Here is a 23032-nt window from a genome sequence, read left to right as displayed (position 1 = left end):
ATCTGATGCTCAGTAAAACGGGCTTTACGCATAGCGATCTCCTTTGTTGGCAGAGCGATTATGCCGGAGGATCTCTAAATGTGAATGGCACGATTATGCGGGATACTTACATAACCACCCCAATCCATTCAGAAATAGTAAAATTTATTGATTTCATCAATGTCTCTCACTTTAGACACAACTACATATCAATTCATTTCCATAACAAACCAGATCACGAATCTATATGTGCTTTATATTAACACTCGCCTTATTGAACCACATATTAACATGAAGTTTCTTTAATTGGTCGCTTATATATAACAATTGACAGATCACGAATAACATTTGTCGCCTACCTTTATTTTCGTTTCTTAAAAAAAGAACCAACACCAAATAAAATAACAAGTATTGCACTATCTCTCTAAAAATAAATTTAATTTCTCTTGATAGTAATCCAAAACTGCCGGAGGTAAAAAATTCGATGGCCTTATCATAAATTGAGAAAAAGAAATAATTTTAATTATTTTCTCAGACGCTGCAATTTTTTCAGGAGAGTATTTTTTGGAAACATCTTTTATTGCACGTAACATGATGTATTCAAAATAGTGACCTTGAATCAATCTTTCTGGCAACGCTTCGATTTGCTTATAAAAAAAACGCAACTCTTTTATTTCCGGATGTTTTTTCAATGGAAGAACTATTCGTTTTATCTCAGAATTACTAACTAAAAAAAGAGATTCAGAATCATATATTATCCCATCTTGCCCCTTACATCCTAAAGCCAAGATATTGAAATTAAGGAAAGTGCATGCGACATTTATTTTATGTAGGAACGCTAACCGTGAAACACCAAACTTAAGCTTAGTAGCAAACTCGTTAAGCGCATTAGGATTGTGATTAGTCAAGCTATTTATCATGAAATAACATAGTTCAGTAGACCAAAAATCATTCTCCCAACTATAACCATAAGTTCTAATTAACCTGTAATCAGAAATATGATTAAATGTAACCCCGCTATAATCCCGATCAATAAAACAAATAGTATTCGAAATATTAGAATTTAATATTTGTCTGTATATGTGCAACACATCATGGCAGGAGCCAACTACTTTAATTGTTACCTTTTTCCCTGGAAGGAGATAGCTCAGAATAGCATTGTAATACTTTTCATCGTATGTAGTACCCTTTGATTCCTTATCCTTACCTTCAATATAAACCATATACTCAGAGCCATAGAAATAGCTTTGAGCAGTTAAGCCACCAGTGGTTCTGGTAAAATACACCGTCTCCATACAGCCACCTTACATTGAAATTATATTATTGGTTCTTTTTGATACAATGTCAGGAGAATGGGTTGCCAAAATAACTTGCATGTTGCTATTTAATTGACCCATTACTTCTGCAAGCATTTCTTGCCATGAAACATGAAGAGAAATCTCAGGTTCATCAGCTATAAATACGCAGGGAGTGCTTTCATTGAGAAGCACCTCGCCAAGCAATATTATTAATTGTTTTTCACCTGAAGATAAATCAAACAAACTCAAATCACCACGCCCCTCACTAATAAATGAAAGCTCATTTGAGTCAGTTATAAAAAAAACCTTCCTATTACTAAACAACTTATTTAACTGCTCAATAAACAAATTAATCTTGTTGGAGATTAAATCTTTTTTCGTTTTATATTCATTATATCGCTCAACAAGGTATCTTGTTCTAGATAAACTAAATGCGTTTGTCACTTCCTCCTGAGTTAACATATTCTCTTTTCCTTCATTAATTTTACTCACCACTTCTTCAAGAACAGTGAACATTTTTAAAACGCGCTGTTTATATTTGTATTCAGGGATGCCAACTTCCTGAAAAACTTCCATCAAAGCATTCATATCGTGAGATGAGTTGTGTTCGTTTTTATTCTTTTTCAACCCCTCAGCATAAGATGAATCTATAGAAGAGATCAAAGCATCTCTCTGGAACTCGGACATTTCGTTAGAAATATTTTTATTGATTACCGATGCATATTTTACTATACCTTCAAGCACGGCATCAAGCCGCATGTCAACTGTACTTCCATAGGCGGACAACCTGTATTCCTTATCATTTTCAGGAGTAAACCTCCCTATCGGAAGCCATACAATATTTATCATCTCATTAATTATTTTCTTTGCATCCTCGTGTTGAAAATAATTTCTTGAAAACCTTCTAAGCCTATTATAATCATCACTTCTATCATGTAGCACAGTTTTAAAAATTCTAGAAAAAACTTTAAAATCATTACTTAAATTGAGAATTTGAAAAGTAATAACGCAATCATCATCATCGCCAATCCCTTTTATCACATCTATATGGTATAGATTATTGTCAAGACCAATAACACCTATCAATACACGGTCAAATTGAACCTTTGCTATAGCATCTATATCGACTTTAAATACAGAGGTTATCAAATTCAATACAGTTGTTTTGCCTATCCCATTTGGCCCAATAATAAAATTATAATCACTGTAAAAATTAAGTGATACATCTTTAACCCCCCAAAAACCCTCAATTGTAACATAAATAAGCCTCATCCTACCCCCTATTAATTTAGTGGCTTGACTTTAAAAACCTGCTCAAACCTTATTACTTATGTTAGATAACTCGCAATTTTACCACTATGTCCGCAGACGAATTTAGCTAACTATAAATCAAACACATACGTTATGCACGTAAAACCAATTTATCAGAAAAACACCGTTCCCAAACGATGCATCTTCATATTTGTGAGTTCTTCACAATAAGTATGCAATCCTGATCTGTAAACTCTGATGGTTCGATTAAGTAATAATTAGCATGCTCTACGATTGCAGCTCCGTTGTCGTTGTTGATGAGATGCCCTACCGCCCCCCCCCCCGCAATACTGACTATTGCTTGTTCACTAATTTTTTTGCTTTTATCAGCGCTTTTGTCTGCTTACCTGCGTCAACCTTTGGACTCATGACTATGCAGAGCCGTCATCAATAGACGAGCTCATCTTTCGCGCACAACTTCATGAGTTGATTTCTTGATGGACGCTTTCCTCAACCAATCGTTATCACCGGCCTTTGCTTGAGTGAATATCGTCTCAAGTTTTCGATATTCAGCGGAACGTCAGCCCTTTCAGCCTGTATTTTTTTGTCCGCCCCAGTGTTACCCGTACAGTTATTGACAGAACTCCAAGGGGCGACAGGGTCGTCTTGAGTGGCGTTTTCAGCGCCTTAGTAGTAACCCCTTGATAGATGGCGATGTTTTTGCGTAAAAAACACAACAAACGCCAGTGCACGGTACCATCATGGTACGGCTCAGTGACACGAACGCCATACCAGCACAGCTCCTTTTATGCATCGCTATGCGGAAAGTGGCCAACATATCAATCCGATAATCGCTACTCTCCCTGACCGTCGAGTGATTCCATAATACAGGCCATCATCTCGTTACGGCAGTGTACTTGATTGCTAGTACGCCACAGTTCGCGGCGCATTTTATAATTAATGGAGGAAGCATCATTATCATCACGTTGAAATCCACGGTTTCCTGAGTGATCTCCCTTCGACGGGGCTTTTTTTCCCGGCGAGTCGACAAGTATTCCCCAGAAAGATGTGATAAATTTAAAAATATCACTGTTTATTCGACGCTGATGTCCGTTTGCAGCCCAATATGCTGGGGTGACGTTTGGCGTGCTGGAGCTGTATTATTCATGTCAGATTTTATTCTTGCCCGGGTGTCGCAAACCCTCGCTACGGAACAGTCCCTGGAAACCCTGGTGCGCCAGCTGCTGGAGATGCTGGAGGCGGTGACGCGAATGGAGTCCACCTACCTTACCCGCATCGATATCAACGCCCAGCGGCAACAGATCATGTTCGCCCACAACAGCAGCGAAATGCAGATCCCGGAAGGGTTTTCCGTTCCCTGGGATGAATCCCTGTGCAAACGCGCCCTTGAGGATCAGTGTACGTTTAGCAATGACGTCGCCCGTCGCTGGCACTCCTGTATCGCCGCCCAGGAGCTGGGGATCGCCACCTTTTTAAGCATTCCTGTGCGCCTGGCCGACGGATCTCTGTTCGGTACCCTCTGCGCCACCAGCCGGCAACAACAGCCTTATAACCTTGAAGGTGAACAGGTCATGGGCCTGTTCGCGAAGCTCATTTCCCACTACGTGGAAAAAGACACCCTGGTGCAACAGCTGCAGGCGGCAAACGTCGCGCTGGAGCTGCACTCGTCTACCGATGAGCTCACCCAGCTCCCTAACCGCCGCGCGCTATTTAAGCAACTGGCGCTACGCTTTGCCTCCGCCCGCGCTCAGCAGCAACAGGTCGCGCTCATTTTTATCGATCTCGACGGTTTCAAAGCCATTAACGATCGGTTCGGCCATCCGTGCGGCGACAGCTTTCTGGTGCAGGTCGGTGAACGACTCACCGCCGTCGCGCGCCGTGAAGATATCGTTGGCCGCCTTGGCGGCGATGAGTTTTTGATCGTCGGTAGCGCCCAGCCACCTGCAGCGCAGCAGGCGTATGTCACCACCCTGCGCCAGGCCCTGTGCGGGGTCTACTTCCTCGGCGAACAGCGTATCAACTATGAGGGCGCCAGCTTCGGGGTGGTCATCTGCGATCCGCAGAGTATCGATGTTGAAGCGGCCTTACGCGCTGCCGATGAGGCGATGTATCAGGATAAGAAGTCTCGCCGGCAGGAGAATTTTATTCATATTGACTAAAGTCACGCGATATCCAGTATCATGCAGGGCATCATTCGTGGGTACAGGGACACTATCATGAAATTGGGTATTCTTTTCCCGGTGGCGATCTTTATCATCGCCGTCGTCTTTCTCGGCTGGTTTTTTGTCGGCGGCTATGCGGCGCCGGGCGGGGCATAATGAAAAAAAGCACCATTATTATGCTGGTTGTCGCCATCGTGGCGGTGGCCGGCGCCCAGTTCGGCTGGTGGTGATCGCCGCGACGATATTGCGGAGTTATCCTATCCCATCAATAAGTTAACGCTTTACACTCACGTTATCCGCCGCGGCATTCTCGGCCACGGGGAAAGAAAAATAGCGGGAGAAGTAAGGATGAAAAAGCCGATCGTGTTACCGTTGATTATCGCGCTGTGCACGCTGTTATCGGGATGCATTGTTGACGATGGGTATCACCACCATCGCCACCACCACCATCACCATTATCATGACGATGATTAATGCTTCACGCTGTTGATGAGCCGATAAGACAGGGCGAACCGCGGTTCGCCCGTTGACGCTTAATCCTGACGCTCGTCGCCGAGGAAAATAAAGCCGAGCGGAATAGCGAAGAGCGCGGTAAAGACGATGCTGTAAACTGTCACCATCGCCCCCTGCAGGAAGAACATAGACGTCGTCCACTCCGAGTACGGCATATTGTACTCGCTCACCACGCCGCCAAAGGTCGCCCGTCCCACCACCGCCAGCGCGATAGCAAACACCGCCGCGAGCGACAGACAGTATTTTTTGCAGTTTTTATTGCTGAGGAGTTTTTGCAGAATCATCCGGGCTTCCTTTTTGCTGAGCGATAAACGGCTGTATATGTAACACCAATGCAATAAAAAATGAAGGGTTTTTGTTACAGGACAGAATAAGAGGCGGCGGGCCGGTCTGTGGGTAACCGGCCCGTGGGGATCAGGACTGCAGGGTAGCCAGGCGCGCGGCGAACCCAACGAAAACCAGGCCAATCAGGCTGTTGCCAAGTTTAGCCAGCTTCTTGCGGGTTTTGACGTAGCGGGTGACAAACGAGCCGGAGAGGATCAAAAAGCTCATATAGCAGAAGCTAATCACCTCAAGGGTCAGCGCCAGAATAAAGAACGCCACCCCGGGGGCTTTGGCGTTGACATCGATAAACTGCACGAAAAACGACACATAAAACAGAATCGCTTTCGGGTTGGTCAGGCTCAGGGTCAGGGAACGCTTGAGGATCGCGCTCGCCGGCTCTGCGCTGGCGTCGGCCTGGCCGTCACGCTGGGTCAGCACCGCATAGAGCATTTTGCCCCCCAGCCACAGCAGGTAAATCGCCCCGAGATAACGGACGACGTTAAACAGCACCGGCGTGGTCTTAATCAGCGTCGCCACGCCGGCAAAGGCCAGAAACATCAGCACCGCGTCGCCAATAAAGACGCCCGCCGCCGCCAGATAGCCTTTCTTCACGCCGTGGGCAATGCCCGTCTTCAGCACAAAAAACGTATTAGGGCCAGGGACGAGGATGATAAACACCGCCCCGACCAGGTAAGTCAAATAATTCAGAACACCAAACTCAGCGAACACTCTGCACTCCTTCGCGCACGACTAAAACATGATCCAGCTCACGTTACCCCAACTGTCGGGATTTTGAAAGCGCAGCCTGTGCGGGAAGGTTAATAGACGGAAGGTTCACCCAGCGGGCGGGTTTTAAAACGGCGATGCACCCACAGATACTGCTCAGGGGCGCGGAGGATCTCGCGCTCAATCACCTTGTTGATATAGCCGGCGGCGATCTGCTTATCCTCACCCGGATAGTCATTCATCACTTCGCTAATGTGCAAGCTGTAGCCCTGGCGATCCAGCTTGCGCACCATGCTGATGCTCAGCATTTTCGCCCCCGATAAGCGGGAAAGCACATAGGTGCCGTTGGTGGTTGCCGCCTGCGGGACGGAGAAAAACGGCGCAAACACGCTGCCCTTGGGGCCGTAATCCTGGTCCGGAGCAAACCATACCGCTTCGCCTGATTTTAAGGCATGTACCAGGCCGGTCAGGTTGTTACGATCGATCATCGCTTTGTTCGAGCGCAGGCGACCGCGGGTTTGCACCCACTCCATCAGCGGACTGTTATGCGGACGATAGGTGGCCATCATTGGACGACACAGCCCCATGGCGCGTCCGCCCAGCTCCAGCGACATAAAGTGCACGCCGACGACCATCACCCCTTTCCCGCCGCTAAGCGCATGATTAAGATTGGCAAAGCCCTCGACATCAAACCATTTTTTGACCCGTTCGTCGCTCCAGAACCAGGCCATGCCGGTTTCAATCAGCCCCATTCCCAGCGACATAAAGTTTTGATCGATCAGGGTCTCGCGCGCCGCCGGCGACATCTCCGGGAAGCAGAGTTCAATATTGCGCCGGGCGATATGTTCGCGGCGTTTGAGAAAACGTCGGGAAAGACGACCCGCACTGGTGCCGATAAAATGCAGCAGCGGATAAGGCAGTTGTACAATCAACCAGAGGATGCCGAGCCCAAACCAGGTCAGCCAGTTGCGCGGGTGTAAAAGTTGTTTATTAAATACGCAGGCCATGATTTTTCCTGTAAACATTAATTATGTGGTAACGCTTAAGGAAAACAGAATCCATTTATCATCATTAGGCGGTACGTACAGCAAGTAGGACAATACTAATCCGCTGAAATTCCCTCCGGCAAGTAAAAAACAACGTGCTGACAAAAAAACATAATTGCGGCACAAATGTTACTAAATGTAAACTTAAATCTTATCCTCTTCTTAATATATTCATCGTGCATATCATTTTCACGCTAATCATCAGCGTTACTACCGGACATAATCGAAACCCGACGCGAGAACGCCTTGTCTGCCGGGGTCTGATGCCCGCTCAGCCACACGGCCCGCAGCCTGCCCGCGTCTCCAAGCTCTTCGTCTGTGCCGCGAAAAAATAAAAGGGTTCCTCCTTCAGCGTGACTCATTTTTTATCCGTCAGCATAAGGAATATTAAAATCGCCTTAAGGGAATAATTAAGAATAGACTTATTTAAAGATGCTTTAAAAATAAGCGCCCTGGCAATTGTTTGCGCGTTAATACCGCCCTTACCCGCCGCTTAAAAAATATTTCTTTACGCCTTACCGGCATAAAGCACCGTGTTTAGCGCGGACAGTGACCCGACATCGGGTCACTGTAGGGCAAACCGCAGCGAAGACGTGATGGACGCCCCGGCGGCAGAGGATCAGTAGGTGTGGAAATATTGCTGGATCAGCAGCGGATCTTTGGTCTGCGTCAGCGCCGTCATCAGCAGAATACGCGCTTTCGCTGGATTGAGGGAATCGGCCACCAGCCCGGGCTGGCTGTCGTCCGGCGGCACCACGCCGCTGCCGGTGCGGGAGGCGCGCACCACCACGATGCCCGCCTGCTGCGCTTTTTTAATACCGGCGGCGCTACGTACCGACACCGAACCTGCCCCCGTGCCGGCGTAAATAATACCGTCGGCATGATGGGCGATCGCCGCATCGTACATATACTCCGGGTCGTCCTGGTAACCATAGATGATTACCACTTTCGGCAGGGCCTTCAGCTGACGCACATCGAAGACCGAGCGCAGGGTGTGGATCTTATCCACCCGCGTTTCAAACTGGGGTTTTCCCCCCACCACGACGCCAAGATAACCCTCCTCCGACGCCCGGAAAGTATCCAGCGAGGTGGCATTGGTTTTGGTGACGAAGCGCGCCGCGCCGATGCGGTCGTTAAGCACCACCATTACCCCGCGCCCGCGGGCATCCGGGTCGGCGGCGACGGTGACGGCTTCCAGCAGATTCATCGGCCCGTCGGCGCTGATCGCCGTCGCCGGACGCATCGCGGCGGTAAAGACCACCGGTTTATTGCTTTTCACCGTCAGATTGAGGAAATAAGGGGTTTCATCGAGGGTGTCGGTGCCATGCGTGATCACCACGCCATCGACATCATCCCGGGCTAATAACGCATTCACCCGCTTCGAGAGCTGCAGAATAATATCGCTGGTCATATTCTCACTGCCGATATTCGCCACCTGCTCACCTTCGACGTGGGCAATTTTACTGATTTCCGGCACGGCGTTAATCAGCGTCTGCACGCCAATTGCCCCGGCTTTATAGCCCGTCGTCTGGGTATTGCTGGCCGCCGAGCCGGCAATCGTCCCGCCGGTGGCTAAAATGACAATATGCGGTAAACGCGTCTCGCTAAACGCCAGGCTGCTTATCGTCAGTAACGCAATGGCAAGTAATGCTCTAAAATTCATACAGGTCACTCCCTTCATAGACATTAATCAAACTTACGCTTGCTTAATGCAAAGGGCTTGCCAGAATTGATATCTTTTACGGGGGGTAAATGGTTAACTATCAGACAATAATAAGGTTCTCGCCTCAACATCGCCCAAATCTGGTGCATGACTGGATCTGAACCGGGCAGGCGCCATGACCCCATACATTATGAGATTTTACTCGTTCAGCAACACACAACACGCATTGCGATCAGATTATCGACACTTCCGTCACCCTCGAGGTCATTTATGCCCGCCAGGTGACGCGAACGGAGAACAGAAATGCGCATTGCCCTGAAGTCGGCCCTGATGCTGACCACCAACGTCATTCAGATCATTAACCCTGAACTGCACCGGCATATGCAACGAACGGCCTTAATCGCGCTGACGCTGGCGCAAAGGCTGGGGCTGCCTGCCGAGCGTCAGCAGACCATTTTTTGCGCCGCGCTGCTGCACGATATCGGCGTACTGGGTGATAGACGCACCATCCATTCGCTGGATGCCATCGATAATATCCACGATCCGCATCAGCGCCAGGGGGCGGCGATGCTTGAGGGGTTAGCAACCTTCCAGCCCATCGTCCCCTTTATTCGCGACCACCACTTTAGCCCGGAGCACCGCGGCAGCCGCGAACAGCATATTGTCTATTTCGCCGATGCCTTTGAACGGCTGCTGCCGGCGGATAGCCGCGTGGCCGCGTGGCCCACGCGGGTAGTGGTGGAGCAGTTCGTCACCCTGCACCGGGAGATCGATCCGCTGCTCTGCGATACCCTGTGCGAGGTCGCTGAAAATGCGAGCTTCTGGCAGCACCTGCATCCCGGGCATATTCAACGGCTGCTGGAAATTATTGCCCCCATCAACACGCTATATCTGGATATTGACGGTCTGAAAGATGTCTGCCTGCTGATTGCCAAAATTGTCGACACCTACAGCAGCTTTACCGCCAGCCACAGTATTATGGTGGGGGAAATCGCCCGCCAGCTTGCCCATTGGATGCAGCTGCCAGAGCCCACCTGCCAGCAAATACAGGTTGCCGGCTATCTGCATGACATTGGTAAGGTTTATATCCCTCTTTCTATTCTGGAAAAAGAGGGGGAGCTGGATGACGACGAGCTGAGTCAGGTACGCGAGCACAGCTACATGACCGGAGATCTCCTGAGCGACTACAGCGAGCTTGGCGACATTATCAACTGGGCCTCGAATCATCATGAAAAACTGGACGGCAGCGGCTACCCTCTGCATCTCGAAAAGGATCACCTGACCCTCGCCGACCGGATTATCTCCATCGCCGATATTTTCACCGCCCTGACCGAAAATCGCCCTTATCGTAAAGGGATGGCCTGGCAGGAGGCCTTACAGATTATGGAAACGGATGTTATAAATGGCGCTCTGGATCGCGATGTCTTTCTCGTTTTACGCCACCATGCGGAAACGCTACACGCCATCATTCTTCAGACCCTTGAACACCCCCGCAGCGAGCACCGCCCCTGAAGCGGGCCGCCGTCATAACCGGGGGCGGGTTCTATAATTAAAACCGCTTCATCTGCATGCAAGGAAACACAGGGTGAGAATCGCCACCATCACCAACTGGGCCTATGGGATCACCGTCGGCCTGACGCTGGCATCCGGGAGCGCCATGCTCATGGCCTCCAGCGCTGACCGCGTCGAACGCCAGGCGGTACAGCAGCGCCAGGTCTTTGATACCCTCTCCGACGAGGTGGAAAACGACGCCTGGGCGTTGTCTGACCTCGCCCGGCTATACGTGGTTAAGCCCTCGCCGGAGACGCTGGAGCAGTATCAGCAGCTGCAGCGGAGCGACAAAAGCATTGAGCTGCGGCTGGCCAGATTGAAAGATAACGGCGCCAACCGCGAGGAGCTGGCGCTGCTGCACGATGGCCTGCAGATTGCCGCTGAACTTCAGGATGAACAGCAGGCCGCCCTGGCGCATGTCGCCAACGGCGATGCGCCAGCGGCCATCGCGATACTGTATGGCAAAGCGTACGAGACCGAGCTGGAACGTATGCAGACGCAGATCGATCGCTTCCGCCAGATGCTCGAAAATCGCGCCGCCGTTGCCATTGACCAGGCCACCGACCGCTCGCGGATCTGGCGAACCCTGTCGGAAATCATGGTCGGCCTGACCGCCCTGATGTTTTTGTTCGTCCTCGGCTTTATTCTCAAACGCCGGGTGCTCTACCCGGTGGTTCGCCTGAGCGACGTGGTGCAGCGTCTCGCCTCCCAGGACTATGCGGTGGAGACGCCGCAGTTCACTCAGGTGGATGAGATTGGCGATATGGCCCAGGCCATCCGCATTTTTCGCGAGAACGGCCTGGCTCGCCAGCAGCTGGAGCAGCAGCGCGACGCCGACTGGGCGATCCGCGAACTGCTGGCGCGCATGACCCAGCGGCTGCAGGGCTGTGAAACCATTGAGGATGTGATTAAGGTGGCGGAACTGTTTGCGCCGAATATCGCCCCGACGATCCCCGGGAAACTGTATATTCTGGATACCGATCCCTGGCAGATGCGCTGCGTGGCGCAGTGGCTGGCGCCCGCCGGGGAGACGACGCCCTTTTCACCCGACGACTGCTGGGCGATACGTCGGGGACTCAGCCATCCGCCGGTGCAGGGCGAACCCGATATCACCTGCTATCATCTGCCGGAGGAGCACGCCGGCCAGTCGCTCTGCGTACCGCTTATCGCCCAGGGCGAAGCCATCGGGCTGCTGACCTTTCAGAACGTTACCGCCAGTGACGCCCCTTCCCGGGCCTACCTTGAGCTGATGGCGGAAGCGCTGGGCCTGGCGCTGGCCAATCAGCGCTTACGCAGCGCCCTGCTGGAAAAAGCGCTGTTCGATTCCCTGACCGGCCTGCGTAATCGCCATCATCTTGACGAAGCGCTGCATTCACAGATGGCGCTGGCGGTCCATACCCACACCCCGCTGAGCTGTCTGATGATCGACATCGATCATTTTAAAGCCATCAATGACCGCTACGGCCACGAGGCCGGGGATCTGGTGATTAAGAGCGTCGCCACCATCGTGCAGCGCGCGGTGCGCGATATCGGCATGGCTTTCCGCTACGGCGGCGAGGAGTTTCTGGTGCTGCTCCCCGGCATTGACGAAGCCGAGGCGCACCAGTGCGCCAGCGAGATCTATACCCAGGTGCATAATATGACGCTGCGCGATGGTCTGACCGAAATAGGTCAGGTGGATGTGTCGATTGGTATCGCCAGCTATCCGCAGCATACCCAAAGCGACAGCCTGCTGCGCGCGGCGGACGCTGCGCTGTACCGGGCGAAAGAGCTGGGCCGCTCAAGGATTGTCAGCTTTGGCCGCCTGAAGACCGGTTAACCGGGTGAGTGCTCAGTCGCATTGAGCAGCGAGATGACTTTCCGTACTACCGCCGAACGGATATGGCGGTGGTAAACCATGCTCAGCTCACTCTCCGCCAGCCGGTCCTGAAGATCGATGTACACCACGTTATCGAGGCGTAAGGCCCGCGCCGAGACCGGAACCAGGGCCACCCCGACCCCGGCGGAGACCAGGCTAATCATCGAGGTGACGTCGTTGACCCGCTGCGCCACCTGCGGCGTAAAGCCCGCGACGCGGCAGGCGTCAATAAATACCTGCTCCAGCCCGGTGCCCTGCGGATCGTTAAGAGAGATCCAGTTATCCGCGCGCAATGAGGCCAGATTGAGCGCCCCTACCCCTGCCAGTGGATGCTGCTGATAGAGCGCCAGACAGAGCTTTTCCCGCATAAACGGCCTGACCACCAGCGCGTCCGGCGGCGAGGCCAGCGGCGCGCGGATGATGGCGATATCCAGGCGCAGATCCCGCAGCGCTTCGTAGAGCATTTGCACATCGCCATGCACCAGCGACAGCTCAATCCCCGGCCAGTCGGCGCGCAGCTCGCGCAGGAGCCCCGGCAGTTTGCTGTCGTACATCGCGCTGGAGACATACCCCAGATGCAGTCTTCCCTGCTCGCCCCGCGCGGTGCGCTGGGCGTCCAGTGCCGCCTGGTCGACCATCTCCAGCGCCAGCCGCGTCTTCTGCCAAAAGGCCTCGCCCGCGGCGGTCAGGGTCAGACGGCGGTTAGCGCGGGAGAAGAGCACCACCCCCAGACGCTGCTCGAGCTGTTTGATCTGCTGGCTGAGGGCGGGCTGGGCGATATGCAACCGCTCCGCCGCCCGGTGCATATGTAACTCTTCGGCAACGACCACAAAATGGCGTAACGCTCGCAAGGACATGGCCGGACTCCGGTGGGTTTGATTGATAATAAAAATGTTATCAATAAAGCATGAATGATGCAATTGATAACCATTAGCCTGCTAAGCATACTGTGCGCATCGACACGCTAAGGAGAACATCATGACCGCACCGATTCAGGATCTGCGCGACGCCATCGCGCTGCTGCAACAGCATGACAATCAGTACCTCGAAACCAATCATCCGGTGGACCCTAACGCCGAGCTGGCCGGCGTCTATCGCCATATCGGCGCCGGCGGCACCGTGAAGCGCCCCACCCGCATTGGCCCGGCGATGATGTTTAACAATATTAAGGGCTATCCGCATTCGCGCATTCTGGTGGGCATGCACGCCAGCCGCCAGCGGGCAGCGCTGCTGCTGGGCTGCGAAGCTTCGCAGCTGGCGCTGGAGGTGGGTAAAGCGGTGAAAACACCGGTCGCGCCGGTAGTGGTCCCGGCCGACAGCGCCCCCTGTCAGGAGCAGATCTTTCTGGCCGACGATCCGGACTTTGATTTGCGCACCCTGCTCCCGGCGCCTACCAACACCCCGATCGACGCCGGCCCCTTCTTCTGCCTGGGCCTGGCGCTGGCCAGCGATCCTGACGACGCCTCGCTCACCGACGTCACCATCCACCGCTTGTGCGTGCAGGGCCGGGATGAGCTGTCGATGTTTCTTGCCGCCGGCCGCCATATCGAAGTGTTTCGCCAGAAAGCCGAGGCAGCCGGAAAACCGCTGCCGATAACCATCAATATGGGTCTCGACCCGGCCATCTATATTGGCGCCTGCTTCGAAGCCCCCACCACGCCGTTTGGCTATAACGAACTGGGCGTGGCCGGCGCGCTGCGTCAGCGCCCGGTGGAGCTGGTGCAGGGCGTCAGCGTCCCGGAGAAAGCCATCGCCCGCGCCGAGATCGTTATTGAAGGCGAACTGCTGCCCGGCGTGCGCGTCAGAGAGGATCAGCACACCAACAGCGGCCACGCGATGCCGGAATTTCCCGGCTACTGCGGCGGCGCCAACCCGTCGCTGCCGGTGATCAAAGTCAAAGCGGTCACCATGCGGCACAATGCGATCCTGCAGACGCTGGTGGGACCGGGGGAAGAGCATACCACCCTCGCTGGGCTGCCGACGGAAGCCAGTATCTGGAATGCCGTCGAGGCTGCCATCCCGGGCTTCTTACAAAATGTCTACGCCCACACCGCGGGCGGCGGTAAATTTCTGGGGATCCTGCAGGTGAAAAAACGTCAGCCCGCCGACGAAGGTCGTCAGGGACAGGCTGCGCTGCTGGCACTGGCGACCTATTCCGAACTGAAAAACATCATTCTGGTTGATGAGGATGTCGATATCTTTGACAGCGACGATATCCTGTGGGCGATGACCACCCGCATGCAGGGGGATGTCAGCATCACCACCCTCCCCGGTATCCGCGGTCACCAGCTCGATCCTTCCCAGACGCCGGAATACAGTCCGTCGATCCGCGGGGAAGGTATCAGCTGCAAGACGATTTTTGACTGCACGGTCCCCTGGGCGCTGAAGCCACACTTTGAGCGTGCGCCGTTTGCCGATGTCGACCCGCGTCCGTTTGCTCCGGAGTATTTCGCCCGTCTGGAAAACGGCCACGGTCAGTAAGTCAGTCAAGCTGGGCGACTGGCGCCGGACACGCGGCGTCTGTCGCCCGATTCAGCGCCATCCGGAGCGGATGGCGAAGGCCGGGTTAATTAATCGCCGCGGCGAGGTCTTTTTTCACCTGCTCACGCTGCTCGGCAGTCAGCACCTGGCTGACGTCAAAGTAGTATTTCACACGATAGTAGCGCACCTGCTGATCCAGCTGGCCAAAAGCAGCCAGCTGCTGTTTGACTTTAGCTTCATCCCATTTCCCGGAGTGAATAACGTCGGCCAGGGCGCCGTCCTGATAGCCGCTGATTTTAATCTGGCTCACATTGTTTTCGAATCCCTGACGCAGCGCCTGGATTTTGGCGACCTGCTCCTCACTCAGCTTCAGATGCTGGACGACCGGGTCCTGCGAGACAGACGGCACGTCAGCCGAGGTCGACGCCTGGCTGGCGGCAGTGAAGCAGGTGGTCAGCGCAATGGCGATCAGGGTGTTACGCAAGCGTGTATTCACAATGAGTTATCCTTCAGGCAAGTAAAAGAGACGGGATTATCATCGCGGGAATAAAGCCTATCTGTAACAAAGCATTCGTTTAAAACTGGATAAGAAAAGAATGGCAGGTCACCGAAACCTCGCCCCGGTGGGGGCTCAGCAGCAGAGAAAGATATATTCATCCTTCCAGTAACGGCCCTGACCAATGATATCCCCGGCCGCAGTGATTAACCGTTTTTGCTTTTCGGTTTCGATCCCCTCCACAATCACATGCCCGGTCAGGGTATGAATAGCCTGTAACAGCCCAGGCAAAGCGGGATCGTTTTCTTTGTCCCAGAAATAATCTTTATCCACTTTGACGCAATCGAAGCGAAATCGCTCCAGCAGCCGGAAAGTCGTTCGTCCGCGTCCAAAGTCATCCAGCCAGACCGGGCAAAGCGCCGCCAGCGTGCTCAGCGCCGTCAGTTCGCGACCGGCGATAAACTCATGAAAATTCTCATTTATTTCCAAGGCGATGTATTTACTGGCGCGCAGAAAATCACACAGATAGCGGTCGGTCAGAATAAAATGGCTTAATAAATCATCAATATTCAGCGAGATCGGCTTATTATCGACCTGGGAAAAATCAAAGACGGAAAGCAATTCGATTTGCCGGGTAAATAGTGCAAGCTTGTCGCGTTCGGTAAGCGTGGAGAAAGAAAACGTGGGCGCGGAGGTGTTATTTTGTGCGGGTGCTATAATGTCTTTAGTGAGCAATTCCCACGAGTGGTAGGCACCATCATCGCTAATAGCGGGCTCCAGAACGAAGCGATAAGAGGTATTTTTCACGTTTTCTTTAACCATTTAAAAAATACCAGAAATAAGAAAGGGTTAAAGCATGTCATATATTTCCCGCCAACAAAAATAGTTTAAAATGATCGATAAGAAACATTCGATAGCTAAAAGCTATCAAGATATAATTTATTGATCGGTAAAGTGAATTAATATAAATTTGCCACCGCTGTCATCCCCACCTAAGTCAAAATTAAAATATCGTTTCAAACCAGCCAGTTACAAAATAATCCATCACCAGGCATTGCGGCTTCATGCTTTTTCCCTACGGGGAAAAAAGCATGGAGTAATAAAACCGAAAAAAACAAGCCGCCAGTTTTTGGCATTTTTATGCCGAAGATCAATAACGCATCACCCGGCACGGCCCGCCTGCCACGCCGTCTGCAGGCGATAAATCAGGCAGACGGGTCAACGAAACGTCATATTTTCCCGCTATCTTACTGGCAAAAGAGGCGAAGTGGGAAAAGGGTAGTGAGAAGAATATACGGGGTTCCGCTGGCGCTGATGCTAGTCATGCTCAGCGCCAGCGCGTGGCTGGAACCGGCTCCGCGGCATGCCGCCAGAGGGCTGTGCGTCTGGTTTGATGGCGCAATGGTCGACTGCCTGCAGAGGCAGCGGCTGGGCGAAGCGAGACCCGCTCACGCGCTGGTCAGACGATAAACCGGTACCCGCCGGGTGGTATTGAACAGAGTGTCGCTGACCTCCACCTCCTCAGTGACAATAGCCATACCGGACCGGCGCAGCTGGGCAATGTCCGCCGCCACCCGCTGACTGCCGAACCAGAACAGGGCATCAAGCGCGGTAACCGGCAGGCCGGCGATTAATGCCTGGCGGAGTCGATCCCGGGCTGGTTTAATCTCCCGGGCGATCTGCTGGTACGGCGCCGCCGTCTGGCCCGTCGCCTCGACGCGACGAATACGGTTTGTCAGGTGGTAATGAAAGCTCTCCGGTACAGCCTGTAAATCCTGCTTCAAACTGTAGACGCAGCCGTAACGTTTGCCGTTGAAAACGGCGGCTTTACGACTGAGCTGCAGCGTCTCGCGGACGTCGGCGATCAGCTGCGGCGCGCGCACCAGCAGCAGGCGAAAAGGCAGCTCGAAGCTGGTGACATAGTCGACGTTCAGCAACGCAATGCGCAGACGCTCCTCTGCCCCGGCCTGCAGCTGACGGCACTCCTGATAGACTTCTCGCCACTGCTCCCGCAGCCGCGACGTTTCACCGGCTTCGGTAAACTGGTATTTTTCAATATCGTAATCAATTCTCCCGAGCACCGCACATTCCTTCCTGAATCAGTCCCGGCGTTATACTATCATCCTCCGGCGCGGTACCCTATGCCCAGCGCCGTCGCCTCTGTCGGTTATTTACGATAAAGATAACGGGTGATGACTACATCAAGAACAAACAGCAGGAAAATAACGCTGCTTAACCACAATAAGCCTGCGAATAAATCAAGTAATTGCATCGTTGTTCCCTCGCCGTTGGCCATAAAAATAAAGCCCCATCACCATAAGGTAGTTAAGAACTACCTTAACAGCCACAGATTAAAAATTATTTAGCGATATGAAATCCCGAGCCCTTGCAGGTTCATTTTACTGACATCAAATTGTCATCAAACAATGTCTATTATCAGCCGACGCCGCAGGATGGTTCCTGCCGTCATGGTATCGCCGGCAAACGCGCGACCGCACGGTTTAACAACACGGAATAATATCGCCCTACCTCACTCTTACTGTCATTGCATAATCTTATATCAGGCGCCATTACCATTCTGCTGAATAATCCGGAATGCGCTATAAGTCATAAACGCCCTGCTGATTGGTTGACCATGGAGAAATACGATGCCCAGCGAAAAAGCCCGCAGCCTTGACCATTTCTATGAGTTACTGGCGACAGGACAACATCAGAAAATCGAACTCGATTTTGACGTCGCCGCAGACGATTTTTTTAAAATCGCCACCGAGTTTGGCGACATTGGCGCGAGGATCACCCGGGTGAATGAGCGATTTATTATTAAGATCAAGTCGCCAAAAGCGTAAGCCTCTGCCCGCCTTCCCCGGCGGGCGTCAGGCCAGCATCATGCGGGCTCTGTGGCTCGCAGGAAGTCACAGCCTGCCCCTGATTGAACGCCCATCGCGTGGGTACGCTTTCCTGTTGGCGGGTGACACCTTGCGCCTGTTGGGCTTTGCCGCCGTCTCCAGGCCCGGAACCCTTTTTGACCCTGCGGTGATCCGGGTGGAGAAGATAACGATCGGTATCTTAAGCGCCGACCTGACCGACGGCTTCGGGCTGCCGGTGCGCCCCCATATTGACACCCTGCCCAAGCAAGGAGGGAACGGATCGCCGGTCTGCCCGCGACTATCTGGTTCATTCCCGGGCCGCCGGCGCGTATCTCGCTCAGTGATAGCCTTCGCTGCCGGACACTTTGCCGCGAAAGACGTAATAGCTCCAGGCGGTATACATCAGGATCACCGGGATGATCAGCAGCGCCCCCGGCAGCATAAATACCTGGCTGGAGGGCGGCGCGGCGGCATCCCACAGGGAGATGTGCGGCGGAATAATGTTCGGCCAGACGCTGATTCCCAGCCCGCTGAAGCCGAGGAATATCAGGCCCAGCGTCAGGATAAAGGGACGAGCATGGCTTGCGGGGCGCGCGCTCAGGCGCCAGATCCACAAGCTCAGGGTCAGCACCAGGATCGGCACCGGCACAAACCAGAAGAAATTGGGCAGCGTAAACCAGCGTTCCGCCACATAGCGCCAGCCCAACGGCGTCCAGACGCTGACCACCGCGATCACCGCCATTAACGCCAGCAGCGCCTTGCGGGTCAGCTCGCGCATCCGTTGCTGCAACGCGCCTTCGCTTTTCATGATCAGCCACGTGGTGCCCAACAGCAGATAGGCTACTACCAGCCCCAGACCGCAGAACAGATTGAAGGGGGTAAGCCAGTCCAGCGTCGAGCCGGCGAAGCGGCGGTCAGCCACCGCAAAGCCGTTGATAAACGCACCGACGACAATCCCCTGGCTGAAGGTCGCCAGCAGCGAGCCGCCAGCGAAGGCATAGTCCCAGAAGGTGCGATGCGAGGGAACCGCTTTAAAGCGAAACTCAAACGCCACGCCGCGGAAAATCAGGCCGATGAGCATCGCCGTCAGCGGGATAACCAGCGCATCGGTGATCACCGCGTAAGCCAACGGAAAGGCGCCGAACAGCCCTGCCCCGCCGAGCACCAGCCAGGTTTCGTTACCATCCCAGACGGGCGCCACGCTGTTAACCATCACGTCGCGCTCTTCGGCGTCATGCACCACGCTGAACAGCATTCCGATGCCTAAATCGAAACCATCCATCACGATATACATCAACGTGGCGAAGACAATGATGACAAACCAAATCACCGAGATATCGATGCTCATGATGCGTTCTCCTCATCCCGCACCGGCTCTGCCGCCGAGAGCGGACGCGCCGGGGTGCCTGCGGTTTGCGAGGTCAGCTCCGTCACCGGCTGCGGCCCTTTTTTGATAAGCCGGAAGATATAGTAATACCCCACGCCAAACACCGCGCAGTAGACCACGATAAACACCAGCAGGCTAATAGCCATCTGCAGCGTACTGTGCAACGACACCGCGTCCCGGGTGCGCAGCAAACCGTAGATCACCCACGGCTGACGGCCCATCTCGGTGGTCACCCACCCGGCGACCAGCGCAATCAGACCGGCGGGACCCATACAGAGCGCAAACCACTGGAAGGGACGCGAATGGTACAGCCGCCGCCGATAGCGAAGCCAGGCGCTGCAGATCCCTAAGGCGATCATCAACACCCCCATCCCCACCATAATGCGAAACGACCAGAACACGGCGGGCGAATAGGGCCGGTCCTCTTTCGGGAAATCTTTCAGGGCCGGCACCTGCTTATGCAGGCTATGGGTGAGGATCAGGCTGCCGAGCGCCGGGATCTCCAGGCCATAGCGGGTGCGCTCCTGCTCCATATCCGGCAGACCAAACAGCAGCAGCGGGGTGGCCTCGCCGGGCCGGTTTTCCCAGTGTCCCTCAATCGCCGCAATCTTCGCCGGCTGATGTTCGAGGGTATTAAGACCGTGCATATCACCCACCACCGCCTGGATCGGCGCCACCAGCAGCGCCATCCACATCGCCATCGACAGCATTTTGCGGATGGCCGGCGAGTCGTTGCCGCGCAGCAGATGCCAGGCGGCGGAGGCCCCGACGAACATGGCGCTACTGAGAAACGCGGCGATCGCCATATGGAATAAGCGATACGGGAACGAGGGATTAAAGATAATCGCCAGCCAGTCCTGCGGGATGAGGTGGCCATTTTCGAGGGTAAAACCCTGCGGCGTCTGCATCCAGCTATTGGAGGCGAGGATCCAGAAGGTGGAGACCAGGGTGCCAAGGGCTACCATGCAGGTGGTAAAAAAATGCAGCGCTGGCGGCACCTTGCTCCAGCCGAACAGCATCACGCCGAGGAATCCCGCTTCGAGGAAGAAGGCTGTCAGCACTTCATACAGCAGCAGCGGGCCGGTAATACTGCCGGCAAATTGAGAGAATCCGCTCCAGTTGGTGCCGAACTGATAGGACATGACTAATCCGGAAACCACGCCCATACCAAAATTGACGGCGAAAATTTTCAGCCAGAAGTTGTAGAGCGAGCGCCAGACGTTATCCCGGGTTCTCAGCCACATCCCCTCCAGCACCACAAGGTAGCTGGCAAGACCGATGGTGATGGCCGGAAACAGAATATGGAAGGAAACGGTAAAGGCAAATTGCAGTCGGGCCAGATGAAACGCGTCAAATTCAAACATAATCCGCACCATCATTGTGAAACGCCCCGGCCGCAGCCGGGGCTTATGCGAACATCACTTAGCCGATGATGACGTGTTTTGCTTACCGGCGCCGAGTTCGGCGCCGGTCAAAGGATCACCCTGCGGGTCAGACTGTGTTCGCTTCAGCATCGCTTTGCACAGCGCTTCCTGCTCCGGCGTCAGGCCGACAGAGGCGCTGCCATCTCCGCCATCCACGGCCGGCTGCGGATCCTTGACATAATCGAAGTGTTTGTCACTGTTCCAGCTGCCGCGTACTTCTCCACCCTCAGACATATTGTAGTAGGTGTTCGCGTACTCGCTAATGGGCGGCAGTTTGCCCGGTGGATAGTTATTACGAATCGACTGCAGCGCTTTCTCAAAAGAGAGCTGATGCCCCGCTTCGCGAGTCATCAGGAACGCCAGCGCGTCCTTCACGCCGGGATCGTCGGTCACGTTGATCAGCCGTTCATAGACGATCTTCGCCCTCGCCTCCGCCGCGACGTTCGATCGCAGGTCTGCGGTGGGTTCGCCGATAGTATCAATGTAGGCCGCTGTCCACGGCACGCCCGCCGAGTTGGTCAGCGGAGTACCGCCGCCGTAGAGCAGCGACGTAATATGGCTGTCGTTGCCGTTGGCGGTGAGCGAACGATAGAGTTCCGCCTCGCTCTCGGTGCCCTCCGCCAGCGCCCCTTTGGCGCCTTTATTTAGCATGCCGACCAGGGTGCCAATGATCTCCAGATGGCTTAGCTCCTCTGTCGCGATATCCATCAGCATGTCTTTACGGCCGGGATCGTCATCGCTTAATCCCTGAGTGAAATAACGACACGCGGCGGCCAGCTCGCCCTGAGGGCCGCCAAACTGTTCGAGCAGTAAATTCGCGAGCCCCGGGTTGGGTTCAGCAACGCGCACGGTATACTGCAGTTGTTTCACATGACGAAACATAGGCCTGCCTCCTGGGTTATTTTTTCGCTTCTACGCCGTCAGCATCTGAACGCAGGAGAAACTGCTCCGTGGTCTGAGGAATATGTTTGATCAGCCAGTCGGCCATTTCCCGCTCTTCCGCCAGGATGGCCTCAATGGCTGGGATGGAGGCGGTATCGCCCGCTTTTTCAGCGGCCGCCAGCAGAGAGGTATAGCAGGCGATCTCAAACTGCTCGAAAACGTACCCGCTGATCGAGCCTTTGACGATTTCATCGGAAGGAAACATTCCGCCAATGGACTGGCCGAGAGCCGCCATTTTACTCATCGAATCTTTAATCACCGAGCGCGAAATGTCGTTGCGGTCGAGGATCTCTTCCAGCACGGTAATTTGCCGTTTGGTCTCATTAATATGCTGTTCGATTCTGGCACGGAGATCCGGATAATTATCGATACGGCCAGCCATTGATTCCAGCATGGATTCTGCCTGTTTTTCCATGGCATGCGCATCTCGTAGCCAGTCATGATAATGTTCAATGTGATTCATCGTGATTTCCTCGTGTCAGGGAGCGTTTATTTTTCCGCTTTTTTATTAATATTACCTACCGCCAGGTCGGTTAATTTAACATCGGTTTGCTTTTCTTCTTCCAGGGTTTCGGCCAGCAATTTGACCGCTTTTTTATAACCCAACTGTTCCGCCAGGGTAACCAGGGTACCGTAACTGGCAATTTCGTAATGCTCGACCTTTTGCGCAGCGGCAATTAACGCGGCATCGCGTACCTCATTTTTTTCCGTGCTCTCAACGACTTCATTGGCCTCTTCGATCAATCCTTCCATGGCCACGCATTTCATGCGTTTGATTTTCAGACCAGATTCCTGCTCAATAATCTGGTCGATACGTTCAATCTGGCCCTGGGTTTCTTCAAGATGAGCATTGAACGCCGCGCTGAGTTTTTCACTGGACGCCGCTCTGGCCAGTTTTGCCAGCCCGCGGGTTAATTGTTTCTCTGCGCTGTAGGTATCTGAGAGCAGGTGAATAAATACATCTTCAATGCTTTTCATATTCATAGAAATACCTTCTGGAGTCAGAAAATAACTGCGAGTCTGTGACAGACTCGCAGGAGATA

Annotated in this window: 25 protein-coding genes and 2 pseudogenes; 10 read left to right on the top strand and 17 right to left on the bottom strand. The window is 53.5% G+C overall.

The genetic code is table 11. The annotated features are described in order from the left end of the window. On the top strand, positions 1-242 hold a 242-nt coding region (locus ACLH1I_RS22365; protein WP_411302909.1), incomplete at its 5' end, for a hypothetical protein. A gap of 153 nt (positions 243-395) precedes the next feature. On the opposite strand, the gene ACLH1I_RS22360 is transcribed toward ACLH1I_RS22365, so the two are convergent. The 3 genes and pseudogenes from ACLH1I_RS22360 to ACLH1I_RS22350 all read right to left on the bottom strand — a co-directional run. Further along, a complete protein-coding gene (locus tag ACLH1I_RS22360) occupies positions 396-1274 on the bottom strand; it encodes a DUF4435 domain-containing protein (RefSeq protein WP_064794391.1) in 879 nt (292 codons plus the stop codon). 9 nt (positions 1275-1283) lie between these two features. Further along, entirely contained in the window at positions 1284-2549 is a 1266-nt protein-coding gene (locus ACLH1I_RS22355) for an AAA family ATPase (protein WP_064794392.1), read from the bottom strand. A gap of 698 nt (positions 2550-3247) precedes the next feature. Next, positions 3248-3411 (bottom strand): annotated as a pseudogene (locus tag ACLH1I_RS22350) (replication endonuclease); the annotation flags it as partial. Positions 3412-3694: 283 nt separating this feature from the next. Here ACLH1I_RS22350 and ACLH1I_RS22345 point away from each other — a divergent pair. From ACLH1I_RS22345 to ACLH1I_RS22330, 4 genes are all read left to right on the top strand, one after another. Then, entirely contained in the window at positions 3695-4708 is a 1014-nt protein-coding gene (locus tag ACLH1I_RS22345; protein WP_017898645.1) for a sensor domain-containing diguanylate cyclase, read from the top strand. Positions 4709-4765: 57 nt separating this feature from the next. Then, a complete protein-coding gene (locus ACLH1I_RS22340) occupies positions 4766-4867 on the top strand; it encodes a YoaK family small membrane protein (protein WP_004150782.1) in 102 nt (33 codons plus the stop codon). Next, positions 4867-4941 (top strand): protein YoaJ, encoded by a 75-nt coding sequence (gene yoaJ / locus ACLH1I_RS22335; RefSeq protein ID WP_137910537.1) that lies wholly within the window; start codon positions 4867-4869, stop codon positions 4939-4941. Before ACLH1I_RS22340 ends, yoaJ begins: the two co-directional genes overlap by 1 nt. A 118-nt stretch (positions 4942-5059) precedes the next feature. After that, entirely contained in the window at positions 5060-5185 is a 126-nt protein-coding gene (locus tag ACLH1I_RS22330; protein ID WP_004203733.1) for a hypothetical protein, read from the top strand. Between the two features lie 59 nt (positions 5186-5244). Here ACLH1I_RS22330 and ACLH1I_RS22325 read toward each other — a convergent pair whose 3' ends face one another. The 4 genes from ACLH1I_RS22325 to fraE form a co-directional block, all read right to left on the bottom strand. Then, on the bottom strand, positions 5245-5508 hold the full coding sequence (locus ACLH1I_RS22325) for a DUF2534 family protein (protein WP_004203731.1): 264 nt from the start codon (positions 5506-5508) through the stop codon (positions 5245-5247). 130 nt (positions 5509-5638) lie between these two features. Continuing rightward, positions 5639-6277 (bottom strand): leucine efflux protein LeuE, encoded by a 639-nt coding sequence (gene leuE / locus ACLH1I_RS22320; protein ID WP_004203730.1) that lies wholly within the window; start codon positions 6275-6277, stop codon positions 5639-5641. Between the two features lie 89 nt (positions 6278-6366). Then, positions 6367-7281: a kdo(2)-lipid IV(A) palmitoleoyltransferase gene (gene lpxP / locus ACLH1I_RS22315; protein WP_017898648.1), complete on the bottom strand. Its 915-nt coding sequence runs from the start codon at positions 7279-7281 to the stop codon at positions 6367-6369. 658 nt (positions 7282-7939) lie between these two features. Then, positions 7940-8983 carry a fructose-asparagine asparaginase gene (gene fraE, locus ACLH1I_RS22310; RefSeq protein WP_043519431.1) on the bottom strand — a complete coding sequence of 348 codons (1044 nt, stop codon included), beginning with the start codon at positions 8981-8983 and terminating at the stop codon, positions 7940-7942. A 303-nt stretch (positions 8984-9286) separates the two neighbouring features. On the opposite strand from fraE, the gene ACLH1I_RS22305 reads away from it, so the two are divergent. Continuing rightward, the gene (locus ACLH1I_RS22305) at positions 9287-10495 is read left to right on the top strand and encodes an HD domain-containing phosphohydrolase (RefSeq protein WP_411302906.1); all 1209 of its coding nucleotides are present in this window, start codon (positions 9287-9289) and stop codon (positions 10493-10495) included. Between the two features lie 73 nt (positions 10496-10568). Beyond that, on the top strand, positions 10569-12353 hold the full coding sequence (locus ACLH1I_RS22300; protein ID WP_048323831.1) for a sensor domain-containing diguanylate cyclase: 1785 nt from the start codon (positions 10569-10571) through the stop codon (positions 12351-12353). Here the strand turns inward: ACLH1I_RS22300 and ACLH1I_RS22295 are convergent. Beyond that, a complete protein-coding gene (locus ACLH1I_RS22295) occupies positions 12350-13249 on the bottom strand; it encodes a LysR substrate-binding domain-containing protein (RefSeq protein WP_064794393.1) in 900 nt (299 codons plus the stop codon). The genes ACLH1I_RS22300 and ACLH1I_RS22295 overlap by 4 nt on opposite strands. 121 nt (positions 13250-13370) lie before the next feature. Here ACLH1I_RS22295 and ACLH1I_RS22290 point away from each other — a divergent pair, with 121 nt between their 5' ends. Further along, complete coding sequence (locus ACLH1I_RS22290; protein WP_004203721.1) at positions 13371-14873, top strand: UbiD family decarboxylase; 1503 nt, start codon at positions 13371-13373, stop codon at positions 14871-14873. A gap of 85 nt (positions 14874-14958) precedes the next feature. Here the strand turns inward: ACLH1I_RS22290 and ACLH1I_RS22285 are convergent, their stop codons facing one another. The 4 genes from ACLH1I_RS22285 to ACLH1I_RS22270 all read right to left on the bottom strand — a co-directional run bounded on the left by ACLH1I_RS22285 (position 14959) and on the right by ACLH1I_RS22270 (position 17450). Further along, positions 14959-15369 carry a Spy/CpxP family protein refolding chaperone gene (locus ACLH1I_RS22285; protein WP_017898654.1) on the bottom strand — a complete coding sequence of 137 codons (411 nt, stop codon included), beginning with the start codon at positions 15367-15369 and terminating at the stop codon, positions 14959-14961. A 135-nt stretch (positions 15370-15504) separates the two neighbouring features. Then, a complete protein-coding gene (locus ACLH1I_RS22280) occupies positions 15505-16191 on the bottom strand; it encodes an EAL domain-containing protein (protein WP_004203719.1) in 687 nt (228 codons plus the stop codon). 425 nt (positions 16192-16616) lie between these two features. Beyond that, complete coding sequence (locus tag ACLH1I_RS22275; protein ID WP_167878475.1) at positions 16617-16772, bottom strand: hypothetical protein; 156 nt, start codon at positions 16770-16772, stop codon at positions 16617-16619. A 45-nt stretch (positions 16773-16817) separates the two neighbouring features. Continuing rightward, positions 16818-17450: a helix-turn-helix domain-containing protein gene (locus ACLH1I_RS22270; protein ID WP_064794394.1), complete on the bottom strand. Its 633-nt coding sequence runs from the start codon at positions 17448-17450 to the stop codon at positions 16818-16820. Between the two features lie 567 nt (positions 17451-18017). Between ACLH1I_RS22270 and ACLH1I_RS22265 the strand changes: the two genes are divergently transcribed. Both ACLH1I_RS22265 and ACLH1I_RS22260 read left to right on the top strand, forming a co-directional pair. Continuing rightward, positions 18018-18215 (top strand): hypothetical protein, encoded by a 198-nt coding sequence (locus ACLH1I_RS22265; RefSeq protein ID WP_004203716.1) that lies wholly within the window; start codon positions 18018-18020, stop codon positions 18213-18215. Continuing rightward, a pseudogene (locus ACLH1I_RS22260) lies at positions 18175-18441 on the top strand (FUSC family protein); the annotation flags it as partial. The gene ACLH1I_RS22265 and the pseudogene ACLH1I_RS22260, both read left to right, overlap by 41 nt. 132 nt (positions 18442-18573) lie before the next feature. On the opposite strand, the gene cydB reads toward ACLH1I_RS22260, so the two are convergent. From cydB to ACLH1I_RS22235, 5 genes are read right to left on the bottom strand one after another with little or no spacing between them, the layout of a single operon-like run. Then, positions 18574-19584, bottom strand: coding sequence for a cytochrome d ubiquinol oxidase subunit II (gene cydB, locus ACLH1I_RS22255; RefSeq protein ID WP_023317966.1), 1011 nt, complete (start codon positions 19582-19584; stop codon positions 18574-18576). After that, positions 19581-20987 (bottom strand): cytochrome ubiquinol oxidase subunit I, encoded by a 1407-nt coding sequence (locus ACLH1I_RS22250; RefSeq protein WP_004203714.1) that lies wholly within the window; start codon positions 20985-20987, stop codon positions 19581-19583. Before ACLH1I_RS22250 ends, cydB begins: the two co-directional genes overlap by 4 nt. 54 nt (positions 20988-21041) lie before the next feature. Next, complete coding sequence (locus ACLH1I_RS22245; RefSeq protein WP_198080084.1) at positions 21042-21929, bottom strand: manganese catalase family protein; 888 nt, start codon at positions 21927-21929, stop codon at positions 21042-21044. 16 nt (positions 21930-21945) lie between these two features. Further along, positions 21946-22452: a ferritin-like domain-containing protein gene (locus ACLH1I_RS22240; protein WP_004203713.1), complete on the bottom strand. Its 507-nt coding sequence runs from the start codon at positions 22450-22452 to the stop codon at positions 21946-21948. A gap of 26 nt (positions 22453-22478) precedes the next feature. Further along, a complete protein-coding gene (locus tag ACLH1I_RS22235; protein ID WP_008807707.1) occupies positions 22479-22973 on the bottom strand; it encodes a ferritin-like domain-containing protein in 495 nt (164 codons plus the stop codon). Positions 22974-23032: the final 59 nt, after the last annotated feature.

The sequence above is a fragment of the Klebsiella sp. 1SOBk10mer genome (assembly GCF_046602535.1).
Lineage (GTDB): Bacteria > Pseudomonadota > Gammaproteobacteria > Enterobacterales > Enterobacteriaceae > Klebsiella > Klebsiella quasipneumoniae.
Note: the sequence above shows the minus strand (reverse complement) of the source record. Positions and strands in the feature narration are given on the sequence as shown.